Genomic DNA, 22,790 nt, shown 5'->3' with positions numbered 1-22,790 from the left:
GCTGAATGAAGTTGAAGTTAAAAGAATTTCTTTTTCCAGAAAATAAAAGCTGTCGTGCCTGCTAAAATGAAAGAAATCGTAATCGCAATTACAAAGGAATAACGGTATTCTTGCAGCGGAAGCGCCACGTTCATCCCGTAAAAGCTTGCGACCATTGTTGGCAGTGCCAGGATAATGGTAAAGGATGTCAAGAATTTCATCACAATGTTGACATTATTGGAAATGATCGAGGCAAAGGCATCCATCATGCCGCTTAAAATCGACGAATGAGTTTCAGCCATTTCAATGGCTTGCTGGTTTTCGATAATGACATCCTCCAGCAAATCCTGATCATCTTCATACATTTTCAAATAATTGCTTTTCATCATTTTTTGCATCACGATATTGTTGGATTTTAGAGAGGTTGTAAAATAAACCAAGCTTTTTTCAAAATTCAACAGCGATAATAGCTCTTTATTTTTCATTGATTGATGCAGTTCAGATTCAATGGCATCCGTCTTTTTGCTGATTTGTTTTAAATACTTGAGAAAGGATGTAGCAATGGAATAAAGGATTTGAAACGTAAATCTTGTTCGTTTATAGGTGAAAAAGTCTCTAATCTTCCCTGCGGAAAAGGCATGAAAAATAGGAATATCCTTTGAACAAATGGTAACAAAGCAATTGTTCGCGATAATCATGCCAATCGGAATCGTATCATAGATAGGAATCCCTTTATCGTCATATGAGACAAATGGGCCATTCACGATTATAAGAATTTTCCCATCGTGTTTTTCAATCCGGGACCGCTCCTCTTCATCCAAAGGGTCCTTCAAATATTCCAAAGGTATTTCTAATTCATTCGAAATCTCCTGAATTTCCCCTTCGCTAGGGGCAATTAATTGGATCCAGCAGCCAGGGGTTATTTCGTCGGCTTCTTGCAGACACCCTTGCAAATCGGATTTATAAATCATTAACATGGGTAAAAACCTCCTCTTTTATGAGGAAGTCAGAAATCTTGGCCATACAAAGCTGAATTTGTATCAGTATTCAAACTTTTAAGGAATGGTCTATTAATGACTTCCTCTTTGTTCGAATCTGGCTCAGGCTCCGGTTCGTGACAATGTTGACTACTCATATAAATTCAGCTCCAATCTAATCAAATTCGCCTCGGCAAATCTCCTTTTAATAATTAACCCCTCAACATTCTACTGTAATAACTATTTTTTGTAAACTAGATTAATAGAACAACAAAACGGTTCTGCTGCAGCCAAAACAGTGTCCACAATGGCTTAGGAAGCGTAAGGGTCATTAATGTCTTCTGTCTTTTTACAAAAACTTAATATCTGCTGTTTCCATAATCTCCCCAGATTTTCCTACACATCCGGCTCACAATAAAAATATTGCTAATGTTCATGCTTATCGAACCTCTCATACTATGGTTTACCCTTATTCTAATGCTGCCGCGATGACAGTGCAACGACAGTCGAGTTACCTCCACTATGTTATTCTAATATACCATTTTGCACAAAAAAAAGAAGCAGGGGACATCCCCCCGGATCCCCTGCTTCTTTCATATTTATATTCGATTATTTTACTGTTTCTGCTTCTTCAGCTAATAACTTTCCGTATTTTCCAAATCCAGGTTGTGGACTTCCGCCCCACTCGTCAAGAGTGTGTAAGCTTGGCTCTAAGCGGCGTGGTTCTCTTGCGCCCTCTTCAGGGAATTCTTCCATACCTTGGCTGTATTCAACCGTAATGCCATCTGGGTCAGCAAAGTATAGGAAAATGCTTCCTGATGGATGGTGTCTTCCTGGTCCAAACAGAATTGGAACATTCTTTTCTTTTAAATTGTTCACTTGTTTACCGATATCATCAACTGTTTTTGCTTTGAAGGCAATGTGATTTAAGATATTATTCGGACCTTCTGTAATCGCAAATGAGTGATGGTAAGGGTTCGGGAAGCAGCGCAGCCAAGCCCATGAAGTTTCTCTTCCAGCAGTATCAGATACCGCGAAATTCAATTTGTTTACAAAGAAGTCATAATACTCATTGAATTGTGGTGTTTCATATACGATATGCAATAGACATTCAATTTCTAATCCATTCGCAGAAGTGTAAGGCAAGCCCATTTGCATAATGTCTGCATAAATCTCATGAGTTAAACCAATCACTGGGTCTTTAAAGCGTAATGTTCTTCCTTGTGCTAGTTTTTGACATTCCTCTGCACTCAATTCAACTGGGTTTAATCCTTGCTCTTGAAGATATTTGAAAGCGTCATCAAATTGTTCCGCTTTTTCTAATTCAAAAGCAACTCGTTTCAAACCTGCTTCTGGTCCCTGTTCCAGAATCATGTTGTGGTGATCGTAACTTGTGCGCAGATAAACGCTAGTTTCATCGCGCTCAACAAATTGCATTCCCGCAACATTTGTGTAAAAATCCAATGACTTTTCTAAATCAGTAACACTTAATACCCCATAACCTAATTTTTTATAACGTAGCAACTTTTTTTCCTCCCATAACTTGTTATTCGAATATATTTTAATTTTAAACATATTTAAATATTTTGTCTAATCACTCTTTTTTTATAAACGCTTTCAAAATCTAAAATTATATTTTGGAGCCATCGTTCACTATTTATAGAATAACCCTTCTATTTCACTGTAACATGGAACGGTTTTTCCTATTCCATTGCAATGGAATAAAAGAAAAACTGGAATCATATTGACTCCAGTTTTTCTTTTCTTATCAATATTTAAGATTGAACCAGTTTCTGCATCGTATGTATCTGACCAATATGGGTTAATTCATGGAAAGCCGTAAAACTGAATAATTCTCCATAGGTTGCATTCCCTAAAATAGGTTCAGGCAGGTTTTCCTCAAATCGTTCATTCGGAATAGCATTGATTCTCTCGAGCTGGCCCTTTAGCTCTCCGATCAGGATTTCTATACTTGGCACTTCACCATTCCATGCCGACGGTTTTGAACCATAGCCAAATAACGCCTGATATTCTTCCGGAAGCTGACTCTCTGTGCCAAATAAAAAGTTCTCTGCCGCTGTCAAAATATGCCCGGCCTGCCAGCGAATTGTATTCGGAAGCTGCACTAACTGTACATCCGCCTGTTCATCGGTTAAACCTTCCAAATTCGGAAATAAACCTGTTCTGCCAAGATTAAATTGCTTTTTTAATAATTCACTCATGTTTACCCTCCATATTTTTCGATTCATCATATTCCAACCATTTATAGTATTAAGCAGGTCTGCAGGTTTTTCCTGCATTAACATCAGTTTTCTCCTTTATTACATACAGTTCCCCTTCTTTTCCAAGGACATTCACCTATTTACTCCACTTCCAATATTGTGGATAAGAGGAGGTTTTACTGATGAATAACATTTTTCAGCAGAAAGAAATCGAACAGCATTTACATCTGCTAAAGCCTTGGAAACAAGATGCTTTTATGGCTTTTAAGGATAAGATGACAGACGGGGTCCATCCGTTTCCTTGCATTCCGGCGACGATGGGTTTTCACTTATATCACTTACGATATGCTTTTATTGCTGAATTAGAAAAAGTCTCATCGATTTTAAAGCTTGCGAATGTATTAAAGACATATGGAACGATTTCAAGAGAATGCGGCACTTATACCTCATTAATTATCTTTTTCCAACTAACTTCAGCAGCCACTATGGAAGAGTATGAACAGCTTTTTTGGAAAACGCTAGCGGGTGTTAGTGAGCTTGATGAACATCACTATTTAACACAAAACCCGCATAATCCGGTATGGGAATTCACCTTTAATGGTGAATCGTATTTTGTTTATTGTGCCACCCCCGAACACAAAAAAAGAAGAAGCCGGTCATTTCCTTTTATGATGCTGGCCATTACCCCGCGATGGGTACTGCAGCATTTTCACCAAACACATCCTAATGTTGAACAGATGAAATCACTTATTCGGAAACGATTAATGAATTATGACGAAGTCCCCGTGCACCCTGAGTTAAAGTGGTACGGGGAGGAAGACAATTATGAATGGAAACAGTATTTTCTAAGAGATGACGAAACTATGCCTTCTGCTTGTCCATTTACTAATCTATTAAATAAAAAACAGCCTTAATTAAGCAAGCAAACACCTTACACATTGAACAGAGGTAAAAAATCTTATCACGTAAGGGGATTTTGAATAATCTATAGAAGATATAAGGGAATTGGCAGTACTAGAGTGCATGTTTATTATGGTTTTTTCTGTTTTGCAGAACGATCATAGTAGTTACTTTTAATTGAATCAGGGAGTTTATTCTGCTGCACCGCCTGCTTTACTTTTTCCAAAAACTCTGGCTGGATTAAATGAAGCAGCGGCTGTTCGATATGATGAAAATGTTTAAATGCTTCTAGTACCTCTTCGTCCCATTCCTTGTAATAATATAAGAGGTCGTCGGGCTTTACCATTTTTCTAACAGTTCTCTTCTTCAGGCTCCCCCGAAATGCTGTTCCGATATTCAATGTTCCATAATCGCTCGTTATCTGCTCACCTGGTTGTATATCGCGAATAGCCACTTCAAAGTCATATGCTGTTGCTCTGCAATTAGCCTGATAACTATGGTTTACGTACCTTCCAAGATCCCAGCAAAGAATATATTGTCCCTTCCTGTTTCGATACGAATATTTATTAATAACCTTGCGCCGATATTTATCCATGCTCTTCACAAACTCCGGTTCAAGTAAATGGTCCAACTCGTCTAATGCCCAGGTAATGGTTCCCTTTGGAATAAATTTCGTTGCAAACACGCCAAATCCGATATTTTCATTTATATACTTCAATTTTGTGTGCGGAAACATCATCTCCCTGCACACCCCTTTTCCTTCAATTTAATGCTATTTTATTCATATGGTACGAGCTTGTTGCTAATTCTTTTGCGCAATTCATTTCTTCATATCATACAGCAAAAAAACGATCAGGCTTTTCGACATATAAATAAAAAACTTGTTTCCTAGAAATAAAGAAAACAAGTTTTTTTGCATGATTATTCTGCACTGCTTGGTACAAGTATCTGGCCGCTCTTTTCTTTCTTTAATAGAGTCTGCAGGATTGTACTGGAAAGCTTATGCGGCGGATATGGTTTAACCAGATACTCTGTAGCGCCAAGGCTGAAGCCCTTTTCTTTCTCTTCTAATGCCGAGGAAACGATAATAGGTATATCTTTCAAATCAGGATTCGTTTTCACCTTCTCTAATATTTCCCATCCATTCATGCTTGTTTCGTCCAGCATAATATCCAGTACAATCGTGTCGGGTTTATATTGCTCAATCGCATGCATGGCATCTTCGCCATTTGTATATTGCAGCACTTGGAATCCATTATCCTCCAGTTCCGTCTGCAATAAAGAGGCCAAATTGCGATCATCCTCAATGACAATGACATTGACATCGACTCGATTGGTCACTGGTTCCAATGAAACATTTTCACTTTCTTTTTCCATCTCAGTATTTTTCGAAAGTATAAGCGGGAAGCTTAATGTAAAAGTACTGCCCCTTTTAAGTTCTGAAGTAACACTAACACTTCCTTCATGCGCCTTCATGATTTCACTTACAATAGACAGTCCTAAACCGGTACCTCCAATTTTTCTGCGATCAGAATTATCAACACGGTAGAACTTCGTGAATATATTTTCCAATGCATCTTCAGGGATGCCAAGACCCTGGTCCTTTACATCAATACATACATTGTTTTCATTCTCAAAAACAGTCACTTTGACTTCTCCGCCGTCTGGTGAATATTTGACGGCATTGCTGAAAAGATTATTCAACACCTGGGTAATTTTATCCTCGTCGCCTAAAACCGTCGTATTTTCAGTGCTTTGATTCAGGATAAACGAGTGATCTGGGTGATTGACTCTATCGGTATCCAAACGACGTTTAATAATTGGAATCATATCGACATACTTTTTCTCATATGCCTGCTTTCCTGATTCCATGCGCTGGACATCGAGAAAATCATTGATTAATGCCGTTAAACGCTTGGCTTCCTGATAAATGGTCTGCAGATATTTTTGTTGCCGCTCCGGCTTTAATTTTTTGTTTAGCATTAATTCAGTAAATCCAAGAACGCTGGAGAGAGGTGTCCGCAGCTCGTGGCTGACAGTGCTGACAAATTCAGATTTCATTTGATCCACTTCGTAGGCTTTGGTAATATCCCTGTGAACCAGCAGTGTACCAACTCTTTTATTGCCGCGATACAGTTCTTCCACATACACTTGGATTACCTGTTTGATCGGTCCATTAATATGGTAAACATGTCTTTCTTCCGGAGTGGTTTTACCTGCTGTGACTGCCTGCATAAACTCAAGAAACGCTTCGCCATCTGCAATAGATGTGCCTACTTTATGACTCCATTGTTCAAGCGGTACATTGACCAATTCAGCAGCTTTAACTTCTTGGTAAAGACCTTGCATTTTGGAGTTAACCCGAGTGATCACTCCGTTTTCGTCAACTAACTGAACACCCTCATGTATCGTATTTAAAATATCCCTTGTTAATAACCGTTCAAATTCGGAATCCTCATACACTCTTATTTTTTCAAGTGAGATTGATATTTGCTTACATGTTCCTTCGTATTCCTTTATTTCGTCCTTTGAATATGGATTGGCATAACGGGAAAACATCATGACTGCAGCCACTTGGCCGGTTGAAGACAAAACCGGGATATATAAGTCATAACAATATAATTCCTCGGTATGGTAGCCTTTTTCAAGCGGCGTACAATTTCTTTTGATACTATAAGCTCTTTTCTTTTCTATTAATCTGTCGATCATGCCTGAATGAAGATTACGCATAAATTGAACCTCTTCCTTATCAGCTAAGCCAAAGGCTGCATAAGCATTCGTGGAATCCATTAACGCGATAATGCCTCGGTCTGCATTCATGATGTGGCAGATATTTTCAACCACACCCTCTAAAACGATCTGCTTATTTAGTGAATTGGATAATGAATGCATCAGTTCATTTCTGCGTTTTAAGTTGGCTTCATTAGTTTGAATAATATCAACTGCGTGTTCCAGTTCTTCTTTTTGCATTTGCAGTTCATCCTGCTGTGCCATCAGTTCCTCATTTTGTGCCAGAAGATTTTGTTCATTCTCTTGAATACTCTTAATCATTTTTTCAAACGAACGGGAAAGCAGACTAACCTCGTCTTCCCGACCATCGTACTTAGGTATATCAACCTCTCTGCCCGCAGATATTTCTTCCGATGCGAGGGCCAATTCTTGAAGCGGTTGCCCGATTGATTTCACTTTTGCTCTGATAATGGTAATCAATAATAAAAGCATTAAAGAAACAAAAGCTATCATAGCCCACTGAAGCAGTTCCTGTTTTGATGAATAATCAATAAAGTTTTGTTGAATCTGTAAATCCTTACTTTGATGGTAAGCAAGAATACTGGATAAAAACGTTTCTATTTTCTCAGAATTATATTGATTCAGTCCGGGTGAGTCTTCCCACTGCCCATTTCTAGCTTGAAAGACTTTTATTTGCTGAGGGACTAAAACGTCGAAGTAATATCTGTGAAAATTTTCTACTTGAGAAATAAATACGTTATCTTCCTTTAAATCAGCTTCTTCCTTCAGCATTTGAATGCTCTCTAATACTTCCTCTTGTTTGGCAAAAGCTTTATCTCTTATTGATTCATCGCCAAAGGCAAAATATCCGCGCATATTCAGTACAATGGAAGTATAAGTCTTTTCAAGCTGATTTACCGCTGCCATTTCCCTTTCTAAATCTTCATTTTCTTCTTCAAAATCGGCTTGAATTTTCCCATTATAAACGATAAGTGAGATAAAACCTATCATTAAGACAGCTGAAAATAGAACCATTATTCGAAGATATTGATGGGCAATACTCTTCTTTATCGGTTTATTTGTCTTCACTTAGTATCTCCTCAATTCTATGGACAAGGGCAAGCGGGCTGAATGGCTTAGCCATAAAATAATTTGCCCCTTCCTGCAAAACCTGCTCCTGATCGGATTTCTGGCTTTTTGCCGAAAGCATCATGATTTTCACCCGTTGTTTTTCCGGCATTTTGCGGATTTCTTTAATGACATCCAATCCTGTCATCCCCGGCATCATATAATCCATCAGTATTAAATCATAATCATACTTCCTTACATATTCGAGGGCTTCACTGCCGTCACATGCTTCATCAATCTCATATCCTTCGTCTTCCAAGCTATCCACAACCAGCATGCGCAGCACATCTTCATCTTCAGCCAGTAAAATTTTAGCTGTCATTTCAAACCTCCCTGAATTCAAACTAAAACGGTATCAACAAACTCCTAATGTGATATCCCGCCTTTTTCTTTGTTATCTATTACGGCAAATCTATTTCATTCGTTTACAAAGATAACTGATTCTTGCTTCAAGTTCAGTCATTTTAAACGGCTTTGTCACGTAATCATCCGCTCCTAGTTCCAGCGCTCGCGCTATATCTTTTTCACTATTCCTTGAGGTTAGCATCATCACTTTATATTGATTTTGACGGGTCGTAGCACGAAGACTCTGCAGCACCTCTAAACCATCCATTTCCGGCATAATTCCATCCAGAACGACCATATAGTTTTCATTCGAGTAAGACCACTGAGCTCCTAAAAACTCAGCACCGCCGCGAAAGGTTTTGACATTTAAGGCAAACTTTAATTCATTTGTCATGCGCGAGAAACTATCCTCAAGGATGGTGCGAATGATTGGGTCATCGTCAATGATAGCAATACGAAGCGGTTTTTTATGAATAATTTTTTTATTGCTTTCACTAATTTGAATCTGCTTCCGTCCTAGGGATTTTGCTTTGTATAAGGCATCGTCAGCCAGCTTTATCCAATAGTTCAGGGAATCATTCGCTCGATTTACTTCAACAATCCCGGCTGAGAAGGTGCACGTAAAGGAATCCTCTCCAATTGAAAAGGAATGACTTTGGAAATCCTGAAGCAGACGATCGAGAATTTCCTTTCCTTGTGGTGCAGAAACCCGTTCCATAAACAAAAGAAATTCTTCCCCGCCATAGCGGATAACAATATCACCACTGCGGCACTGGTTACTGAGCATAGCAGCAAATTCTTTTAACACGATATCTCCAGTTAAATGACCATAGCTGTCATTCACGATTTTAAAATGATCAAGATCGAGAACAGCAAGACAAAATGATTCATCCCTTCTACCTATGGATGAACACATCGTATCATAAGCAAAACCAGTATATTTCCGGTTATAAACCCGGGTTAATTCATCCGTTAAAATTAAATTATCAATCAATTTCTTTCTTTCGATATGGCGTTTTACCCGTACATACAATTCATCTATTTCAAACGGCTTAGCGATAAAATCATCCGCACCCAGTTCAAAGGTTTTCATCCGATTACTCTTCGAATTATCGATACTGATCATCACGGTAGGGATTAACCATTGCTTTAATTTCTCCTTCAAAAATGCCAATAGTTCAAATCCATCTTTCTTCTGCATATGTATATCAATAATGACACAGTCCGGCCGCATGTCATAAAAAGCTGAAATCGCTTTGACGGGATCGGAGACGACCATCACGATCCAACCGTACTTCTCCAGTTCTTCCTTTAGAAACATGAGCATGGATGTTTCATCATCAACCACAAGAATAAAGGGCTGACCGTCTTTAACATGTTGTTCTGCTGCATTACATTCCACGCTATTATTACTGTATTCATAGCAATGTGATAGAAGAGTGAGAATAAAATCTTGAATTTCTTTGATCGTCCAGTCCTTCACTTCTAATGTCTTCATCTGCCCCATTAAATCTTTGGCAATTGAAGACATTTCTGACATGCCAATCGTTCCGGCTGTCCCGGCAATAGAATGCAGGAAACGATATACATCATCGTGAGAAATATGTTCTTTTTCTTCCATCCAAATATTCAATTGACTGCGAATATTCTTCAATAAATGCTGTTGATATTTCTCCATTCAATCTACTCCGTTTTGCTTATTTTCATTAAAATAACTAGTTACGAAACAAAAAAATCTTTTACTACTATAATATCACAATTGCTATAGTAACGGGTGAACAATTGATAAAATGATATTCCAGCTAGGGATCCTCCACAAATTGGCAATGTCCTGTGAGGCTCAGTTATTCCGTTTTTTCTATATATGGAAATAATATTAATAAATTTTTGAGGATTGGATTAAGATGGTATTTGCTTATTAAGCTTTGTTATGAAATATATTTCACTATCAAGCTTTTGCAGAAGTTCTGCGAAAGTGGAATTGATGAATACTGGAAACAATTTTTCGATGGCTTCTTCGTAAGTTTGTCCTAACGCTTCCCGGTGCTGCACAAATTTATGAAAAAGAAGTCCCTTCTCAAAATCGATCCCTAATTCGTATAAACCTCTGTATAATTCTTCCCTGGGGATTTTTTTGATTTGTTCAAAGATCTTTACATGCCTTTCAATTAATGTTTTTTCCAAATAGCATGTGACATAGTCAGTGTATACCATCTCCCCGATATGATTTGTTTCTTCTTTTTTATAATGGAAGCCCATGACACGGTCTCCCTTACTTTCACGGAGCACAAAGGTTTTATTGCCCTGCAGATGAGTAATAAAATTTTTCACTCTGTTATCAAAAATTTTATCAAATTGAATAATTTGATGTATTTTCAAGGCAAATTCATTGTTTTCTTCCCCAACCACAAAAAGCCTGTCAACAATCGGTAATAGCTTTAATACTCCTTCTGAAAGCTGACTGGAAGCATCGTAGATGATAATATCATATTTCCTCTTCATTTTTCTCACTTGCCGCTTTTGTTCGGAGACAGTCCATTGAGAAAATCCATGTATAAGCTCAAGTGACATCTCTTCCTTTTCCAATGTCCCATAGGCTATAAAAGCTACGGACAAGGTTGTATTTTTTTTCAGCCAATGATACACCGATAGCGACAACTCTGTTACACCTTTTTTTTCCTTAGGTGAATAAAAACCTGCCAGATACATTTCCCAACACCTCCCTTTAATAGAAATCATATTCAAAACAATTGGGATTGATTAAGACAAACCCCTACTTGTCCAAGATTTCTCGTAAATGTACGGAGGCTATTTTTAGTTTTTATCGCCAAAGCGCCAGATGATTTAGTCTCGCTCCTTTTTTGCTAGGAATTTAGATTCTTATCAATCAATCTCTTCATAATGATATATACAATAACTAGAAAACCATCGATTTTTCGACATATTCTTCACTATTGTAGAATAATGTCGTAAGTTTAAATTTTCAAAAAATATTTTCCGATTTAATTACTGTGCTATACTTGTTAACGAAGTGAAAATACATCTAAACATCATACAACTAAAGGAGTGATAGTCATGTTACTTAATAAATTAATTCATTTATTTTTACTAGAAAAAGAGTATCGCCCACTACATAGCAATGAACTATTAGACTTTATTCAAAGGAAGTACATCCAAGAAGAAATGTCCATTGTTGAATATAAAAAGTTGTATTCTGAACTTGATAAATTAAAAGCTGAAAAGCCTCAATCTTATATTATGGATTCAATATACTTGTATGATACAATCAGTATTCCAAGTTAATCGAGAGCGGAAATGATCCCGCTCTTTTTTCATTTCAGGTAAAAAGAAGAGCCATTGTTTATCCGTAAAGGCAGGAAAAAGGCTGACTCAACAATCCTTTGAGCCAGCCTTTGCATTTCCTTACATTATTCGATCAACAGCAATTCTCTTATATCCTCTTCGGTTAGTGACGAAAAGGCTGACTCTGTTGGCTGCATGATTTCCTCGACCAAATGCCGTTTCTTATCCTGTAATTCATTCATTTTTTCCTCAATCGTACCGCGGGCAATCAGTTTGATCACCTGAACGGTATTTTTTTGCCCCATCCGGTGAGCACGGTCAGCTGCCTGTTCTTCAACAGCAGGATTCCACCATAAATCATAGAGGATAACCGTGTCAGCACCGGTTAAATTCAAGCCGGTTCCCCCTGCTTTTAGGGAAATAAGAAAAAAATCACGTTCTCCCTGATTAAAACGATTACAGAGCTCTACCCGCTCTGAGGATGGAGTTTGTCCGTCTAAATAGAAAAAGGGATGTCCGGAAGCCGCGAGTTCTCTTGCGATAATTCCCAGCATTTTTGTAAATTGAGAAAAAATCAACAGCCGTCTGCCGGAATGGCCCGCTTCTTCTACGATCTTCAGAAGCCTGTCCAGCTTCGCCGAACTTCCATTATAACCGTCAACAAACAAACCGGGATGACAGCAAATCTGGCGCAGCCGTGTCAAACCAGCAAGAATCTTAATCCGATTTTTACGCAAGGTATCCTTGTCCAAATGTTTCAATGTGTCATGACGCAGCTTTGCTAAATAGGCTGCATAAAGTTTCTTTTGCTCAGGAAGCAGTTCTGTTGCTTCAAGGGTTTCCATTTTCTCAGGTAATTCCCTAAGAACATCCTCCTTCATCCGGCGCAGAATAAAGGGGCGCACTCTTCTTGCCACTGCTGCCCTTGTCAATTTACTATATTCCTTTAAACCGCAGAAAAGTTCCGGGAAGATGACATGAAAAATGGACCATAGCTCCTCTAATGCATTTTCAACCGGAGTCCCTGTAAGGGCAAAATAATACTGCGCCTGGATTTTCTTTGCTGCACGGGCGGTTTCTGTTAATGGGTTTTTAAATGCCTGTGCTTCATCAAAAAACACGGTATGAAACTTTTGCCTTTCATACCATTTGATATCCTTCCGCAGCAAAGGATAGGATGTGATTACTACATCCATTTCCATGGCATCTTTTTGTAATGACTCACGCTCCGCTTTCTGTCCGTCCACAACGATAGCACCAATTTCCGGCACAAATTTCATGAATTCGCTCAGCCAGTTGTACGTTAGGGATGAAGGACAAACCACTAAGACCGGGGCCTTTTTGCTCCGGATGGATTCAAGTTCTGACACAATAAATGCCATGCTTTGCAGTGTTTTCCCCAGCCCCATGGAATCGGCCAAAATCCCGCCAAAGCCATAGTGCGCCAATGTCTTCATCCAGCTAAACCCATGCTTTTGATAATCCCTTAATACATGTTCTAATGCAGGCGGAAGTTCGAACTTCATCTTTTCTGGGTGCTGAAGATCATCCAGGAATTGACGAAAGGATTCCTCCTGCATAAAAAACTCCTGATCCTCCACACTATCCATCAGCTGTAAACCGCGGATAACCGGAACATCCAGGCCCTTTTCTAATGCCTCCCAATCCTCTTCTTTAGGAATACTATATAAAAAGCGTTTTAATTTTTCAAACTCACTTGTTTCTAAGGAGAGCAAGGCACCATCCTTTAAGCGGTAATATTTTCTTTTTTCCTCAAGAGCCGCGAGAACATTCCGAATCTGCTGCTCCGGGATCCCGTCCATCTCAAATTTAAACTCCAGCCAGTTGATCCGTTCCTTATAGACCTTGACTCTTATCCTCGGTTTTGCATGGCCCTTGAAAACTCGATCCCGTATCGCAGTTGTAGCATAAGTTTGCACTAAGCTTTTCATTTTTGGCAAAACATGGAGGAGAAACTCATATTCCAGCTCTTCGTTATACAAATAATAACCGCTGTCTGTTTTCGCGAATTCACTTTCCTCCATTATTCGCAGAATTTCCTCTTCCTTCTCCGTATCCCTGACGACATTGGAGGAAGCTGTCCGTTCCTTTTCCTCCAATGGATTGATGATAATGCGTTCATAATGGAACTCAAGCCCAGCAAGGAGGCGGTTATTTACCCGGTCTAAGAAAAGCTTGGCCGATAATGGCGTTTTAAAATGATTTTCCAAATGGCGTGGAAACTGTACATCGCCTATTTTTTTCAAACCTGGCACTACTTTTTCCATGAAAAAAGAAACCTGATCCTGATGGATCGGAATTTGTTCCTTCCCAGTTGTCTCCATCATTTCCTGTAAATTAACCAGAAGCTCGTAATTCTCTCTCGTTAACCGAAAAAGAGTTCCTTTAAAAAAAATCATTTGATAAGAATCCATCATGACTATTTCGCTCAACTCATGAACCTGAAGCGTATATTTTCCATTCCCGGTTTCTGCTAAGGCGAATTTCAGTGGGGGTGAATGGTTAGACCATGACAATGGCTCATAGTGCTTTCCTTTCTGATCAATCACGATTGAGGACACCCTTTCTAATAAAGGAAGAAGCCTTTCTAAAGCCGATGGCGGGATGGTGAGCAAGGTACCCTCACTTGAAGGATGAGTCTGTCCTTCCAAATACATGGTTTCATCGGCTGCTATCAGATACAGCTGCTCAAGCACCTCATCTTCTTCCAATTCAAAGCAGTGCAGTTCCGGTTCATAAGTAAATTCAGCAGTAAGTTCCGATGAATTTCCATGCTGAATATCGTGCAAAAAGCGGCGAATATTTTTTATATGAATGGAATTTAGCTGTAATGCCAGCGCAAGAAGATTATGTTTCCCTGATGTAACAAATTGGCATTGAAAGAAAAGCCGCAGCACTTTTCTTGTTTCAAAATGCCTCTGTCTTGCACTCGAGCGTCCGTGCTTGCTGCGAAAAAAAGCCATCAATCCTTCTTCCGATTCCTGAGTATCTTCAAAGAAACTTTCCTTTTCAGCAGTTAAATTTCCCCTGTTTTGCTGTTGATGTAAGGCTATTAAGACGGCTGCCACATGCTGGCATTCCTTTTGAAAGGACGAGAGCTTTGGACAAGTACAATCGGACGCCAGCTTTCCACTCCCATCCTTTTTCAGTATGACGTGAAAATCTTCCGTTCCCGAAACGACGGCTGCCAGGCCTTCATCATGAACATCTTGAAAGGTAACTTTATTTCCGTAGTAATAAGCTTCTCCTCGTTTGAAGGCGGCATTTCCGCACATATCTTTAATCATTTTTTGATTGATTCTGAGTTTCATTTATCTCCACTTCCCGAGGATTTTTTCCGGCGCTATCTTGAATTAATATTATTCAATATAAAAAACCTTACCTTTCATTTTTCAAAATGTAAAGTCAAAGGTTTTCCTTACACAAATGAAGATTCATTATTAATGGGATTACCTTGAAGGTCATAATAGGAATGTTTTCCATCCATTTCAGCTTTCACGACATTCCCGCTTATTTTTAATTCACCTATTCCGTGAATAATCGGCAAGCTTGCTGCTGGTACTCCATTTTTCTTGATAAAAAAGGAATACACTCCCTTTGTCACCGAACTGAACTCCCCTTGAAAACGATGCACATGATCATAAATAAAATCAGTAAAGATACGTCCGCTTTCCGTATCGGCAATCGCATAAACAGGACCCTTAAAAAGATTATCCGAATCAAGTACTTTTCCTACCGCCGCTCTATTTTCTCCCAGTAAGATGATTTGGTCATATTCCGGCGGAATGATAAAGGCACCTGTCTTATCGATAAGCCCTTGTCTGTCACGGATATTTTTTTCCACACCGACAACAGCTCTTCCTTGAAAAAATTCCGAACCGCTGGTAAATGCCGGCGATATTACAACCATGCCTGATTCATTCACATATCCTGTCAGGTCTTGATCATTTTTTGTAAAAGAAAGCAGCCCTTCACTAGGTTCCCCCATCTCTTGAAAAGGGTAGGTTTGCAGAATCTTACCATTCAATCCAATAAGCGCATACGATTGATCCCAAAATTGAACTAGTGCCTTTCCGAAAGTAAAATTATAGGCATTTATATACTGAGGCTGAATCACAAACTGCCCTTTTTCATTAATAAATCCCCATTTTATCCCGGATGTTGTTTTAACAGAAGCCGGAAACAACCTGACCTCACCGCAGCCTGACATTTCACTTTCCCCCGTGGTTTTTTCTATATCATATGGGGGAATCGTCTTGAATGAATCATAATTGTTTTTTCTAAGGGGAATTTTTGCTATAGTAGGCATAATGACTTATTAGAAAGGAACGGATCGATAAATGAAATGTTTTTCCATTGATTTAGACGGAACCCTCTTAAATTCAGAGCATGAAATATCAAAAGAAAATAAAGAGGTTTTGCGTGAACTCAACGCAAATGGTCACCACATCATTATCAACACTGGACGCGCTTATGATGATGTCATCAAATTCGAAACAATAAGAGAGCTAGAACTTCCTATTTGCAGCATTAATGGCACAGTATTATATTCCAATTCCGGAGAAGTTCTGTACGAAGCTTCGCTGCCGGTTTCGATTTATAAGGATTTGCTTCCTATTTTACAAGAAATCGGATTATGGGTAATGGTCTATACGAATCAAGGCGGTTTTCCGTGCCGAAATCCAGAAATTCAGGATAAAGCAGACGATGAAATTGAACCGATTTTTCAAGGATATGATTATGAACAAATCCTTGAAAAAGAGAATATTAAAATTTATAAAGTTATGGCCGTCTCACGCCGGGATCAGTTAGAAAAAATTGACCAGGCTAAGAAAGCACTGCATGGAAAATTTGCCTTATCCATCGCATCTTCACATCCTAACAATGTGGAGTTTACTTCCATTGATGCCAATAAAGGGTCGGCATTGGACCGCTACCAGCAAATAACAAATCTCCCCTTTGATGAAATATTTGCCTTTGGAGACGGAGGCAATGACCTTGCCCAGTTTAAAACCGCCACCACCTCCATTGCCATGGGTAACGCACCGTTCACGATCCAGCAGGAAGCGGACGTTGTCACAACAAGTAATGATGAAAATGGATTTGCCTACGCTGTCAAACATTTATTAAACCTTTAACAGCAGTATAATTAAGCCATTCTCATAGGTTTCTGAAACCTTTGGGAATGGCTTTTTACGATTTGGATAGTATTTAATAAGTAGAAGAAACGGTACTACAGTGAATATATTTATAATTAAAAAAGTGCGGGATATCCTAAAGACAAGGAGGTTGTGTGATGACCAGAAAGAGAAATAAAATACTTGTCAGCGAAGCACGAACAGGGCTGGATGATTTAAAAGCGAAGGTTGTAGGTACTAATAATCCGGGTGATGCCAAATTCGAGGCAGCACAAGAAGTAGGGGTTCCTTTAAAAAAAGGCTATAATGGAAGTCTTACGTCTGAACAGGCAGGCAGAGTCGGGGGAAGACTAGGCGGCAGTATGGTCAAAGAACTGGTCAAGATGGCTCAGGAAAACTTAGCAAAAAAACAATAAACTAAAAAAAAGCAAGGGGCGGTTTTCAAGCTTTGCACAAGAAACACAAAAACCGCCCTCATTCAATAAATATACAATCGTCCACCGCTTCTTTATTAGACGGCATTTAACACATTCTTCACTGCTATGATCAAGAAAAAAATGCCTATGCCTAGCGTAAAAATCGTAATAAAAACATACTCAAAAAACCTCTTCATCGGTGTATCCGTATTAAAAACTGTATAGCTGTGTCCCTTCCGCATTTCTTCTATTAATGTAAAGAAAAGATAGATCATAAGAATTCCAATTGCCGCCGTTGCGAGAACCGATACAAGAAAAACAAGAAATGAAATGACCCCAATCGTTTCATACGCCCAAGCAAATGCTGTTATTACTAGTATCCCTATCAATGCAACGAATAATGGATGATTGATGATCCTTTCTTTTATTGTCATGTTTCTTTGTTTCTTGCCCCTTTTTTTGCCTGTCTTCACTTTCTTTTTCTGACTCAACTTTAGGACCCCTTTTCATTTTTCTCCAATAAAGCTTTGTTTATATTATAGTTGAGTGATCGCAAAATGGCTGGTAAGTTTTATATTTTATATTCTACTATTTAAATAATTCGAAAAATATTATATAATCCCCATGGAATTATTTTTCCAAATGAATATAAAGAGGGGTTATATGATCGAAGTAAAAGGATTAAAAAATCAATTAGTTCATTCAAAGGAAACGACGTACTTTGCCTTAACACTGGTTTTTAGTATATTAGCTTACCTTGGGCTATTATTTTCGATAGTTGGCATAATGATTATCGGGGTCATCGTTCTTTTTTCCTATTGTCTCCATGCATTGTCAATGGCTTCGATTCGCCGCAATGGAGTCCGCATCAGTCAGCAGCAGTTTCCGGAGATTTATGCGAAAGCGGAATTACTGGCGCAAAAAATGGAATTAAATGCGGTACCTAATATTTATGTGATGGAATCACAAGGACTATTAAATGCATTTGCCACCCGCTTTTTCGGTAAAGAAATGGTCGTGATCTTTTCGGAAATCTTTGACTTGCATGCGGAACACCGCGAGGATGAACTGTTGTATGTTCTGGCACATGAGTTTGCGCATCTGAAACGGCGCCACGTATTGGTGCATTTCTTCCTCCTTCCGGCTATGTATGTTCCGTTTTTAGGAGAAGCCTATATGCGCGCGTGCGAATATACCTGTGACCGTTATGCCGCCTATTATGCCGGCAATTTAGAAGCTTCAAAAGAAGCTCTCGTCATGCTGGCCATTGGGAAAAAATTATCGGGCCGTGTCAATCAAGAAGCATTTGTTCAGCAAATCAATGAAGAACAGGGATTCTTTTCCTGGATTAGCGAGAAGCTTTCCACTCATCCCGATTTACCGAAACGAATCAATGCTCTTGAACATTGGGTTTATCCTGAACAATACCATCTTGTCAAGGAAACGAAAAGAGGTCCTATTATTGCTGTAATCGTCTCTATTATTCTCTTTGCGGCAGTAATCGGCGGATCGTTGGCATTCGCGCATGGTTCAAACGCGTTGGCTACTTGGCTTGCAGCGGGCGGCTCTTTAGAGGACGACTATTTATATGAGGAAGATCCAATCGACGTTCCGGCCTTACACATGGCCATAGAGAATAATGACTTAGATGAACTGCAGCAATTGCTTGATGATGGGGCAGATATTGAAGAAACAGACAGCGAAGGTTCTACTGCCTTGCAGCACGCGGTCATGTGGACGAATGATGAAGCAGTTGAACTATTACTATTAAATGGTGCTGATGTGAATACAACCGATGATTGGGGAACAACTCCGTTAATAAATGCTGTTCTCAATTGTGAAGATACAAAGATCGCCAAACTATTATTAGAAAAAGGTGCCGATCCAACTTTGAAAGACAGTTCAAACAAGACCGCCTATGAATATGCTCTTGAATACAAAGATAGAAAACATGTAGATCTATTAGAATAGCAAATAGAAAAAGATGCCGGGCAACTGCCTGCATCTTTTTCTGCATAGATTAAAAAAAGAATTTTAACAAGATTTACTTCTTATGACTGTGTCCTTCTGTATTGAAACTGTTTCCACTGAAAAAGGATAAAACAGCCAATGCAAAATCCTAAAATAGCGATAAATGCCGCAATGGCAACCATCGCTGTAAAGATATACCCTGCCGTATTCCAATTTAATAGAAAACTTAACCATCCTGCACCTAGGCAGAATACAGCAATCTTTTGATTAAACTGCTGCTGCCCCCATTCTTCCGGAATATAACTTTCCTTCGGCTTTTTAAGAAATCTTTTTGCCAATTGCATAATCGGGTTATATCCAAATAAGATCCCAGAGAGTCCCGCAATTAACGGTATCAAAAGAAACCATGCGGCTCCAGTCAGCCAGGTTACTAATACACTTATCACAATCACCCACTGATTTATTTTCACCAGAGGACGAGGAATTGAACGAGGAAATTCCACCATAATAACCAACCTTTCCAATGTGTTATATATGTTAACTACAATTTTAAGCATTTCTTACTCTTTTGTACAGTAAAAGATTATAAAAAAATAAATAAACATCCGAATCTTGTTTTTGAATCTGAATCACTACTTTGATAACGAAGGGGTATCAAAATGATAATTATAATAAATTGGACGTTATCATCATTGCAGGATATACTTCTGTTATGAATAGTTTGAATTTTTAAAAATAGGAGGAGGATATTCAATTGAAACGTTCAGCATGGATGATTCTATGGGCGGCTTTTTCAACAGGTGTATTAGCGACCATTGTACAATTTTCAATTCCACCCATTTTACCTTTAGTAAAGGATCAATATGAAGTCACTTACACAGGTTCGGCACTGTTAATGTCTTTATTCGCTTTAGCAACTGTTTTAGCAGCGGTTCCCGGCGGGTTTATCGTCGGGCGGTACGGTGTTCGTAAAATCGGTTTATTGGGAATCGGATTTTTATTTTTCGGTATTATTGTCTGCTTGCTGGCCAATAACTTTCCGCTCCTATTATTAGGAAGAATTATTGCAGGGATTGGCTTCGGTTTTGTATCGGTTGCCGCACCATCTGCGATCGGTCATTACGTTCCGGCGAAAATGATAAGTGTCGCTATGGGAATTTGGTCGACCTGGATTCCAGTCGGCAGTTTAATCATGTTTCTATCCGCTCCAAAATTTGTCTTAACATTTGGTTCAGACATATTCTGGATTGCCCTTATGGTTATACTTATAGCAGGATTTCTGTTTTACGCAAAGATGATTCCGAAACATGAACAAAACCCAAAGGATGCCTTACAAGCGGAAGCTGCTAAACTTGATAAGAAGGTTTTATTAAGTGAGATAAAAAACAAAAATGTATGGTGGGCAGCCCTTGCCTTTACTTCCTTTACCTTTGCCTTTTTTTCCTTTAATACGTGGATTTCTACTTACTTAACGGAAACAACTTCTATGAATCTCACTATTGCGACATTGATTCCAAGTATAGTAGCATTGTTTACAATGATAAGTAATATCTATTCGGGCTTTCTATTAAAAAAATGCGGAAATCATCTCGGGATTTTTGCCGTGCCGGCAGTTATTTTTATCCTTGTCTGGCCGCTTTTTAACTCAAGTTCAGTCGTAATGTTTTATATCATTGCCACAGTTTTAGGCCTGATTGCAGGATTTACTCCGACGATTGTCTTTGGAGCTGCTCCGCTTTTGGCAAAAAGAAAAGAAACCATTGGGATAGCGATGTCGATTGTCATCATTGGCGAAAATATGGGAGTATTAATTGGTCCTGAAGTTTTTGGTGTCTTGCGTGAATGGACTGGTGATTTTACCGCAGGCTTTTGGGCATTGTCATTAGCTAGTATTCTGATGCTGATTTCATGCCTGCAAATCTGGCGTTCCGGTGCATTTGGCGAGAAAACGAGCCATCATATTGCAGCTGAAGAAAACAGTCTGCCCGAAAAAGTTTAACGTAAAAATTTTATAGGATGGCTCCCCTCTCTTCCTTCAATGAGTGGAGGTCATCCTGCAATGAGTAATAGGAAGCAAGGCAAATGCCATCCTTGCTTTCGGTAAAGGGGGGAGTTTACCTTGCGAAGTTATCTCATATTAAGTATGTGTTTTTTATTTTTAGTGCAATATTTCGCGCAATTTCAGTGGCTGCAATATCTTGTTGTCATCATGGCTCTATTCGCTTTTATCGGCAGTATTTTAAACGCAAACCGCATGCCGGGCATACTCGGACTGGTGATGATGGGAGTTGGAATCGGGGTTGAGCTGTTGAAAGGAACGGGTTTCAGCGGAATCAGCGAAGGGATCTTTTTAATCCTTCCTTTACTTTGTTTGATTACCCTCGCTCCGCTTCTTTCCATCCCTTTGAAAATAGGAGGCTTTTTTAAATCAGTTTCTCATTTACTGCATAATTTGCTTAGTCAGCCGAAAAAAATGTATGCCGGGATTACAGGAACCCTATTCTTTCTGAGCCCGATATTAAATTTAGCATCTGTCAGAATTATTAATGAGTTTCTCGAGGATTTAAAGCTGCCATCAGCGTTAACGGCGAAAAGCTATGTAGTCGGCTTTGCTACGGCATCGATGTGGTCGCCATATTTTGCATCCGTATCCTTAATGATCCATTATCTGCATATCTCTTACGAAGAATTTATTCTATATGGTCTCGGTTTCTCCATTCTTTCGCTCGTGATCGGGAACCTCTTGTTTGCTCTTTGGGAAAGAAGACATCCTTTCGCAGGAAGCTCTGCCGCTATCGTACCTTTAGACAAAGCAGACCGCTATCAGCTGATCAAACTAATTTTATTCGTGGCCTGTCTAATGGGGGTCTGTCTATTAGTTGAAGAACTAACCAATTGGTCCATGATCGTGATCGTTTGTTTATTGGCAGTTATTGTACCGCTATTATTTGCGGTGAAGCGGGGAAATTGGAAACGAATGCCTCCATTGCTAAAGGATTTCCGAGACCGAAATGTTCCGTTAATGAGCAATGAAATTGTCTTGTTTATGAGCGCAGGCATGCTGGCATTTTCCTTAAAAGGCACAACGGTAATGAATGGTGTCAGTGACCTTCTTGCCGGACTAGCTAATCAATCCTTTTTCTTATTTGCCTTTGCCCTCATTTTGATCGTTCTTTGCATTACTTATATAGGAATTCACCAAATTGCTGTTATCGGAGCTTTAGCCATGCAGCTTAGCGTAGTTGATTTAGGAGTCAGCAACTTGGCAGTGGCCTTGATTCTTCTTCTTTCTTGGGCAATATCTATGTCTCTTAGTCCATTCTCAGGACTCAATCTGCTGGTCAGCCGTTTTTCCAGACTTTCAGGAAGAAGTGTGGGCTTAGGGGCAAACGGTCTTCACTCATTTGTAGTTGCCTTTATCAGCATTGCCATCATTTCACTTATCGCCTAGGAGAAGGATGTCAGCTTTTCAATCGAAAAAGAAGCAGGAGTCCCTGCTTCTTATATATTCTTCACATTGCCCAGCTTGTACTACTGCGCAGCATTCCCGTCAGATTCTGCATGTAAAACAGGGTGTTTCTCAGGAAAAGAAGCTAAAAGGGGACAGTTCTCTTACTTCCCTTTGGTACTTATGTTTGTGAAGCTGCAAGAGAACTATCC

General features: G+C 39.2%; 19 protein-coding genes. 7 read left to right on the top strand and 12 right to left on the bottom strand.

Going from position 1 to position 22,790, the window contains the following annotated elements; genetic code table 11:
* Window positions 1-17: 17 nt before the first annotated feature.
* The 3 genes from HNR53_RS03040 to HNR53_RS03030 form a co-directional block, all read right to left on the bottom strand.
* Entirely contained in the window at window positions 18-956 is a 939-nt protein-coding gene (locus HNR53_RS03040; RefSeq protein WP_184522611.1) for a magnesium transporter CorA family protein, read from the bottom strand.
* A 609-nt stretch (window positions 957-1,565) separates the two neighbouring features.
* The gene (locus HNR53_RS03035; RefSeq protein ID WP_184522608.1) at window positions 1,566-2,480 is read right to left on the bottom strand and encodes a VOC family protein; all 915 of its coding nucleotides are present in this window, start codon (window positions 2,478-2,480) and stop codon (window positions 1,566-1,568) included.
* A gap of 251 nt (window positions 2,481-2,731) precedes the next feature.
* Complete coding sequence (locus tag HNR53_RS03030) at window positions 2,732-3,178, bottom strand: DinB family protein (RefSeq protein WP_184522606.1); 447 nt, start codon at window positions 3,176-3,178, stop codon at window positions 2,732-2,734.
* A gap of 182 nt (window positions 3,179-3,360) precedes the next feature.
* Here HNR53_RS03030 and HNR53_RS03025 point away from each other — a divergent pair, with 182 nt between their 5' ends.
* Window positions 3,361-4,092, top strand: a complete 732-nt coding sequence (locus HNR53_RS03025; RefSeq protein ID WP_184522604.1) for a YqcI/YcgG family protein — start codon at window positions 3,361-3,363, stop codon at window positions 4,090-4,092.
* Between the two features lie 116 nt (window positions 4,093-4,208).
* On the opposite strand, the gene HNR53_RS03020 is transcribed toward HNR53_RS03025, so the two are convergent.
* The 5 genes from HNR53_RS03020 to HNR53_RS03000 form a co-directional block, all read right to left on the bottom strand.
* Entirely contained in the window at window positions 4,209-4,817 is a 609-nt protein-coding gene (locus HNR53_RS03020) for an SET domain-containing protein (RefSeq protein WP_184522602.1), read from the bottom strand.
* 182 nt (window positions 4,818-4,999) lie between these two features.
* A complete protein-coding gene (locus HNR53_RS03015) occupies window positions 5,000-7,897 on the bottom strand; it encodes an ATP-binding protein (protein WP_184522600.1) in 2,898 nt (965 codons plus the stop codon).
* Window positions 7,884-8,258 (bottom strand): response regulator, encoded by a 375-nt coding sequence (locus HNR53_RS03010; RefSeq protein ID WP_184522599.1) that lies wholly within the window; start codon window positions 8,256-8,258, stop codon window positions 7,884-7,886. The genes HNR53_RS03015 and HNR53_RS03010 overlap by 14 nt, the downstream gene beginning before the upstream one ends.
* 90 nt (window positions 8,259-8,348) lie before the next feature.
* Complete coding sequence (locus tag HNR53_RS03005) at window positions 8,349-9,959, bottom strand: GGDEF domain-containing response regulator (protein ID WP_184522597.1); 1,611 nt, start codon at window positions 9,957-9,959, stop codon at window positions 8,349-8,351.
* A 221-nt stretch (window positions 9,960-10,180) separates the two neighbouring features.
* On the bottom strand, window positions 10,181-10,990 hold the full coding sequence (locus HNR53_RS03000; protein WP_184522595.1) for a hypothetical protein: 810 nt from the start codon (window positions 10,988-10,990) through the stop codon (window positions 10,181-10,183).
* Window positions 10,991-11,356: 366 nt separating this feature from the next.
* Here HNR53_RS03000 and yppF point away from each other — a divergent pair, with 366 nt between their 5' ends.
* Window positions 11,357-11,584 carry a YppF family protein gene (gene yppF / locus HNR53_RS02995; protein WP_184522593.1) on the top strand — a complete coding sequence of 76 codons (228 nt, stop codon included), beginning with the start codon at window positions 11,357-11,359 and terminating at the stop codon, window positions 11,582-11,584.
* Between the two features lie 125 nt (window positions 11,585-11,709).
* On the opposite strand, the gene HNR53_RS02990 is transcribed toward yppF, so the two are convergent.
* Together HNR53_RS02990 and HNR53_RS02985 are read right to left on the bottom strand one after the other, a co-directional pair.
* Window positions 11,710-14,916, bottom strand: coding sequence for a DEAD/DEAH box helicase (locus HNR53_RS02990; RefSeq protein ID WP_184522591.1), 3,207 nt, complete (start codon window positions 14,914-14,916; stop codon window positions 11,710-11,712).
* A gap of 107 nt (window positions 14,917-15,023) precedes the next feature.
* Window positions 15,024-15,815, bottom strand: coding sequence for a WG repeat-containing protein (locus tag HNR53_RS02985; RefSeq protein WP_184522588.1), 792 nt, complete (start codon window positions 15,813-15,815; stop codon window positions 15,024-15,026).
* A 130-nt stretch (window positions 15,816-15,945) separates the two neighbouring features.
* Between HNR53_RS02985 and HNR53_RS02980 the strand changes: the two genes are divergently transcribed.
* Together HNR53_RS02980 and HNR53_RS02975 are read left to right on the top strand one after the other, a co-directional pair.
* Window positions 15,946-16,743: a Cof-type HAD-IIB family hydrolase gene (locus HNR53_RS02980; protein WP_184522586.1), complete on the top strand. Its 798-nt coding sequence runs from the start codon at window positions 15,946-15,948 to the stop codon at window positions 16,741-16,743.
* A gap of 158 nt (window positions 16,744-16,901) precedes the next feature.
* Window positions 16,902-17,159, top strand: a complete 258-nt coding sequence (locus HNR53_RS02975; protein WP_184522584.1) for an alpha/beta-type small acid-soluble spore protein — start codon at window positions 16,902-16,904, stop codon at window positions 17,157-17,159.
* A gap of 95 nt (window positions 17,160-17,254) precedes the next feature.
* On the opposite strand, the gene HNR53_RS02970 is transcribed toward HNR53_RS02975, so the two are convergent.
* Window positions 17,255-17,650 (bottom strand): hypothetical protein, encoded by a 396-nt coding sequence (locus HNR53_RS02970; protein ID WP_184522582.1) that lies wholly within the window; start codon window positions 17,648-17,650, stop codon window positions 17,255-17,257.
* 172 nt (window positions 17,651-17,822) lie between these two features.
* Here HNR53_RS02970 and HNR53_RS02965 point away from each other — a divergent pair, with 172 nt between their 5' ends.
* The gene (locus tag HNR53_RS02965; protein ID WP_221452182.1) at window positions 17,823-19,130 is read left to right on the top strand and encodes a M48 family metallopeptidase; all 1,308 of its coding nucleotides are present in this window, start codon (window positions 17,823-17,825) and stop codon (window positions 19,128-19,130) included.
* 80 nt (window positions 19,131-19,210) lie between these two features.
* Here HNR53_RS02965 and HNR53_RS02960 read toward each other — a convergent pair whose 3' ends face one another.
* Window positions 19,211-19,636, bottom strand: coding sequence for a DUF4395 domain-containing protein (locus tag HNR53_RS02960; protein WP_184522775.1), 426 nt, complete (start codon window positions 19,634-19,636; stop codon window positions 19,211-19,213).
* Between the two features lie 248 nt (window positions 19,637-19,884).
* On the opposite strand from HNR53_RS02960, the gene HNR53_RS02955 reads away from it, so the two are divergent.
* Together HNR53_RS02955 and HNR53_RS02950 are read left to right on the top strand one after the other, a co-directional pair.
* On the top strand, window positions 19,885-21,129 hold the full coding sequence (locus HNR53_RS02955) for an MFS transporter (RefSeq protein ID WP_184522580.1): 1,245 nt from the start codon (window positions 19,885-19,887) through the stop codon (window positions 21,127-21,129).
* 120 nt (window positions 21,130-21,249) lie between these two features.
* Window positions 21,250-22,581, top strand: a complete 1,332-nt coding sequence (locus HNR53_RS02950) for a hypothetical protein (RefSeq protein WP_184522578.1) — start codon at window positions 21,250-21,252, stop codon at window positions 22,579-22,581.
* Window positions 22,582-22,790 lie beyond the last annotated feature (209 nt).

The organism is Bacillus benzoevorans (assembly GCF_014207535.1).
Lineage (GTDB): Bacteria > Bacillota > Bacilli > Bacillales > Cytobacillaceae > Bacillus_BD > Bacillus_BD benzoevorans.
The sequence above is the reverse complement of the archived record's forward strand: the minus strand, read 5'-3'. Positions and strand labels throughout refer to the sequence as shown.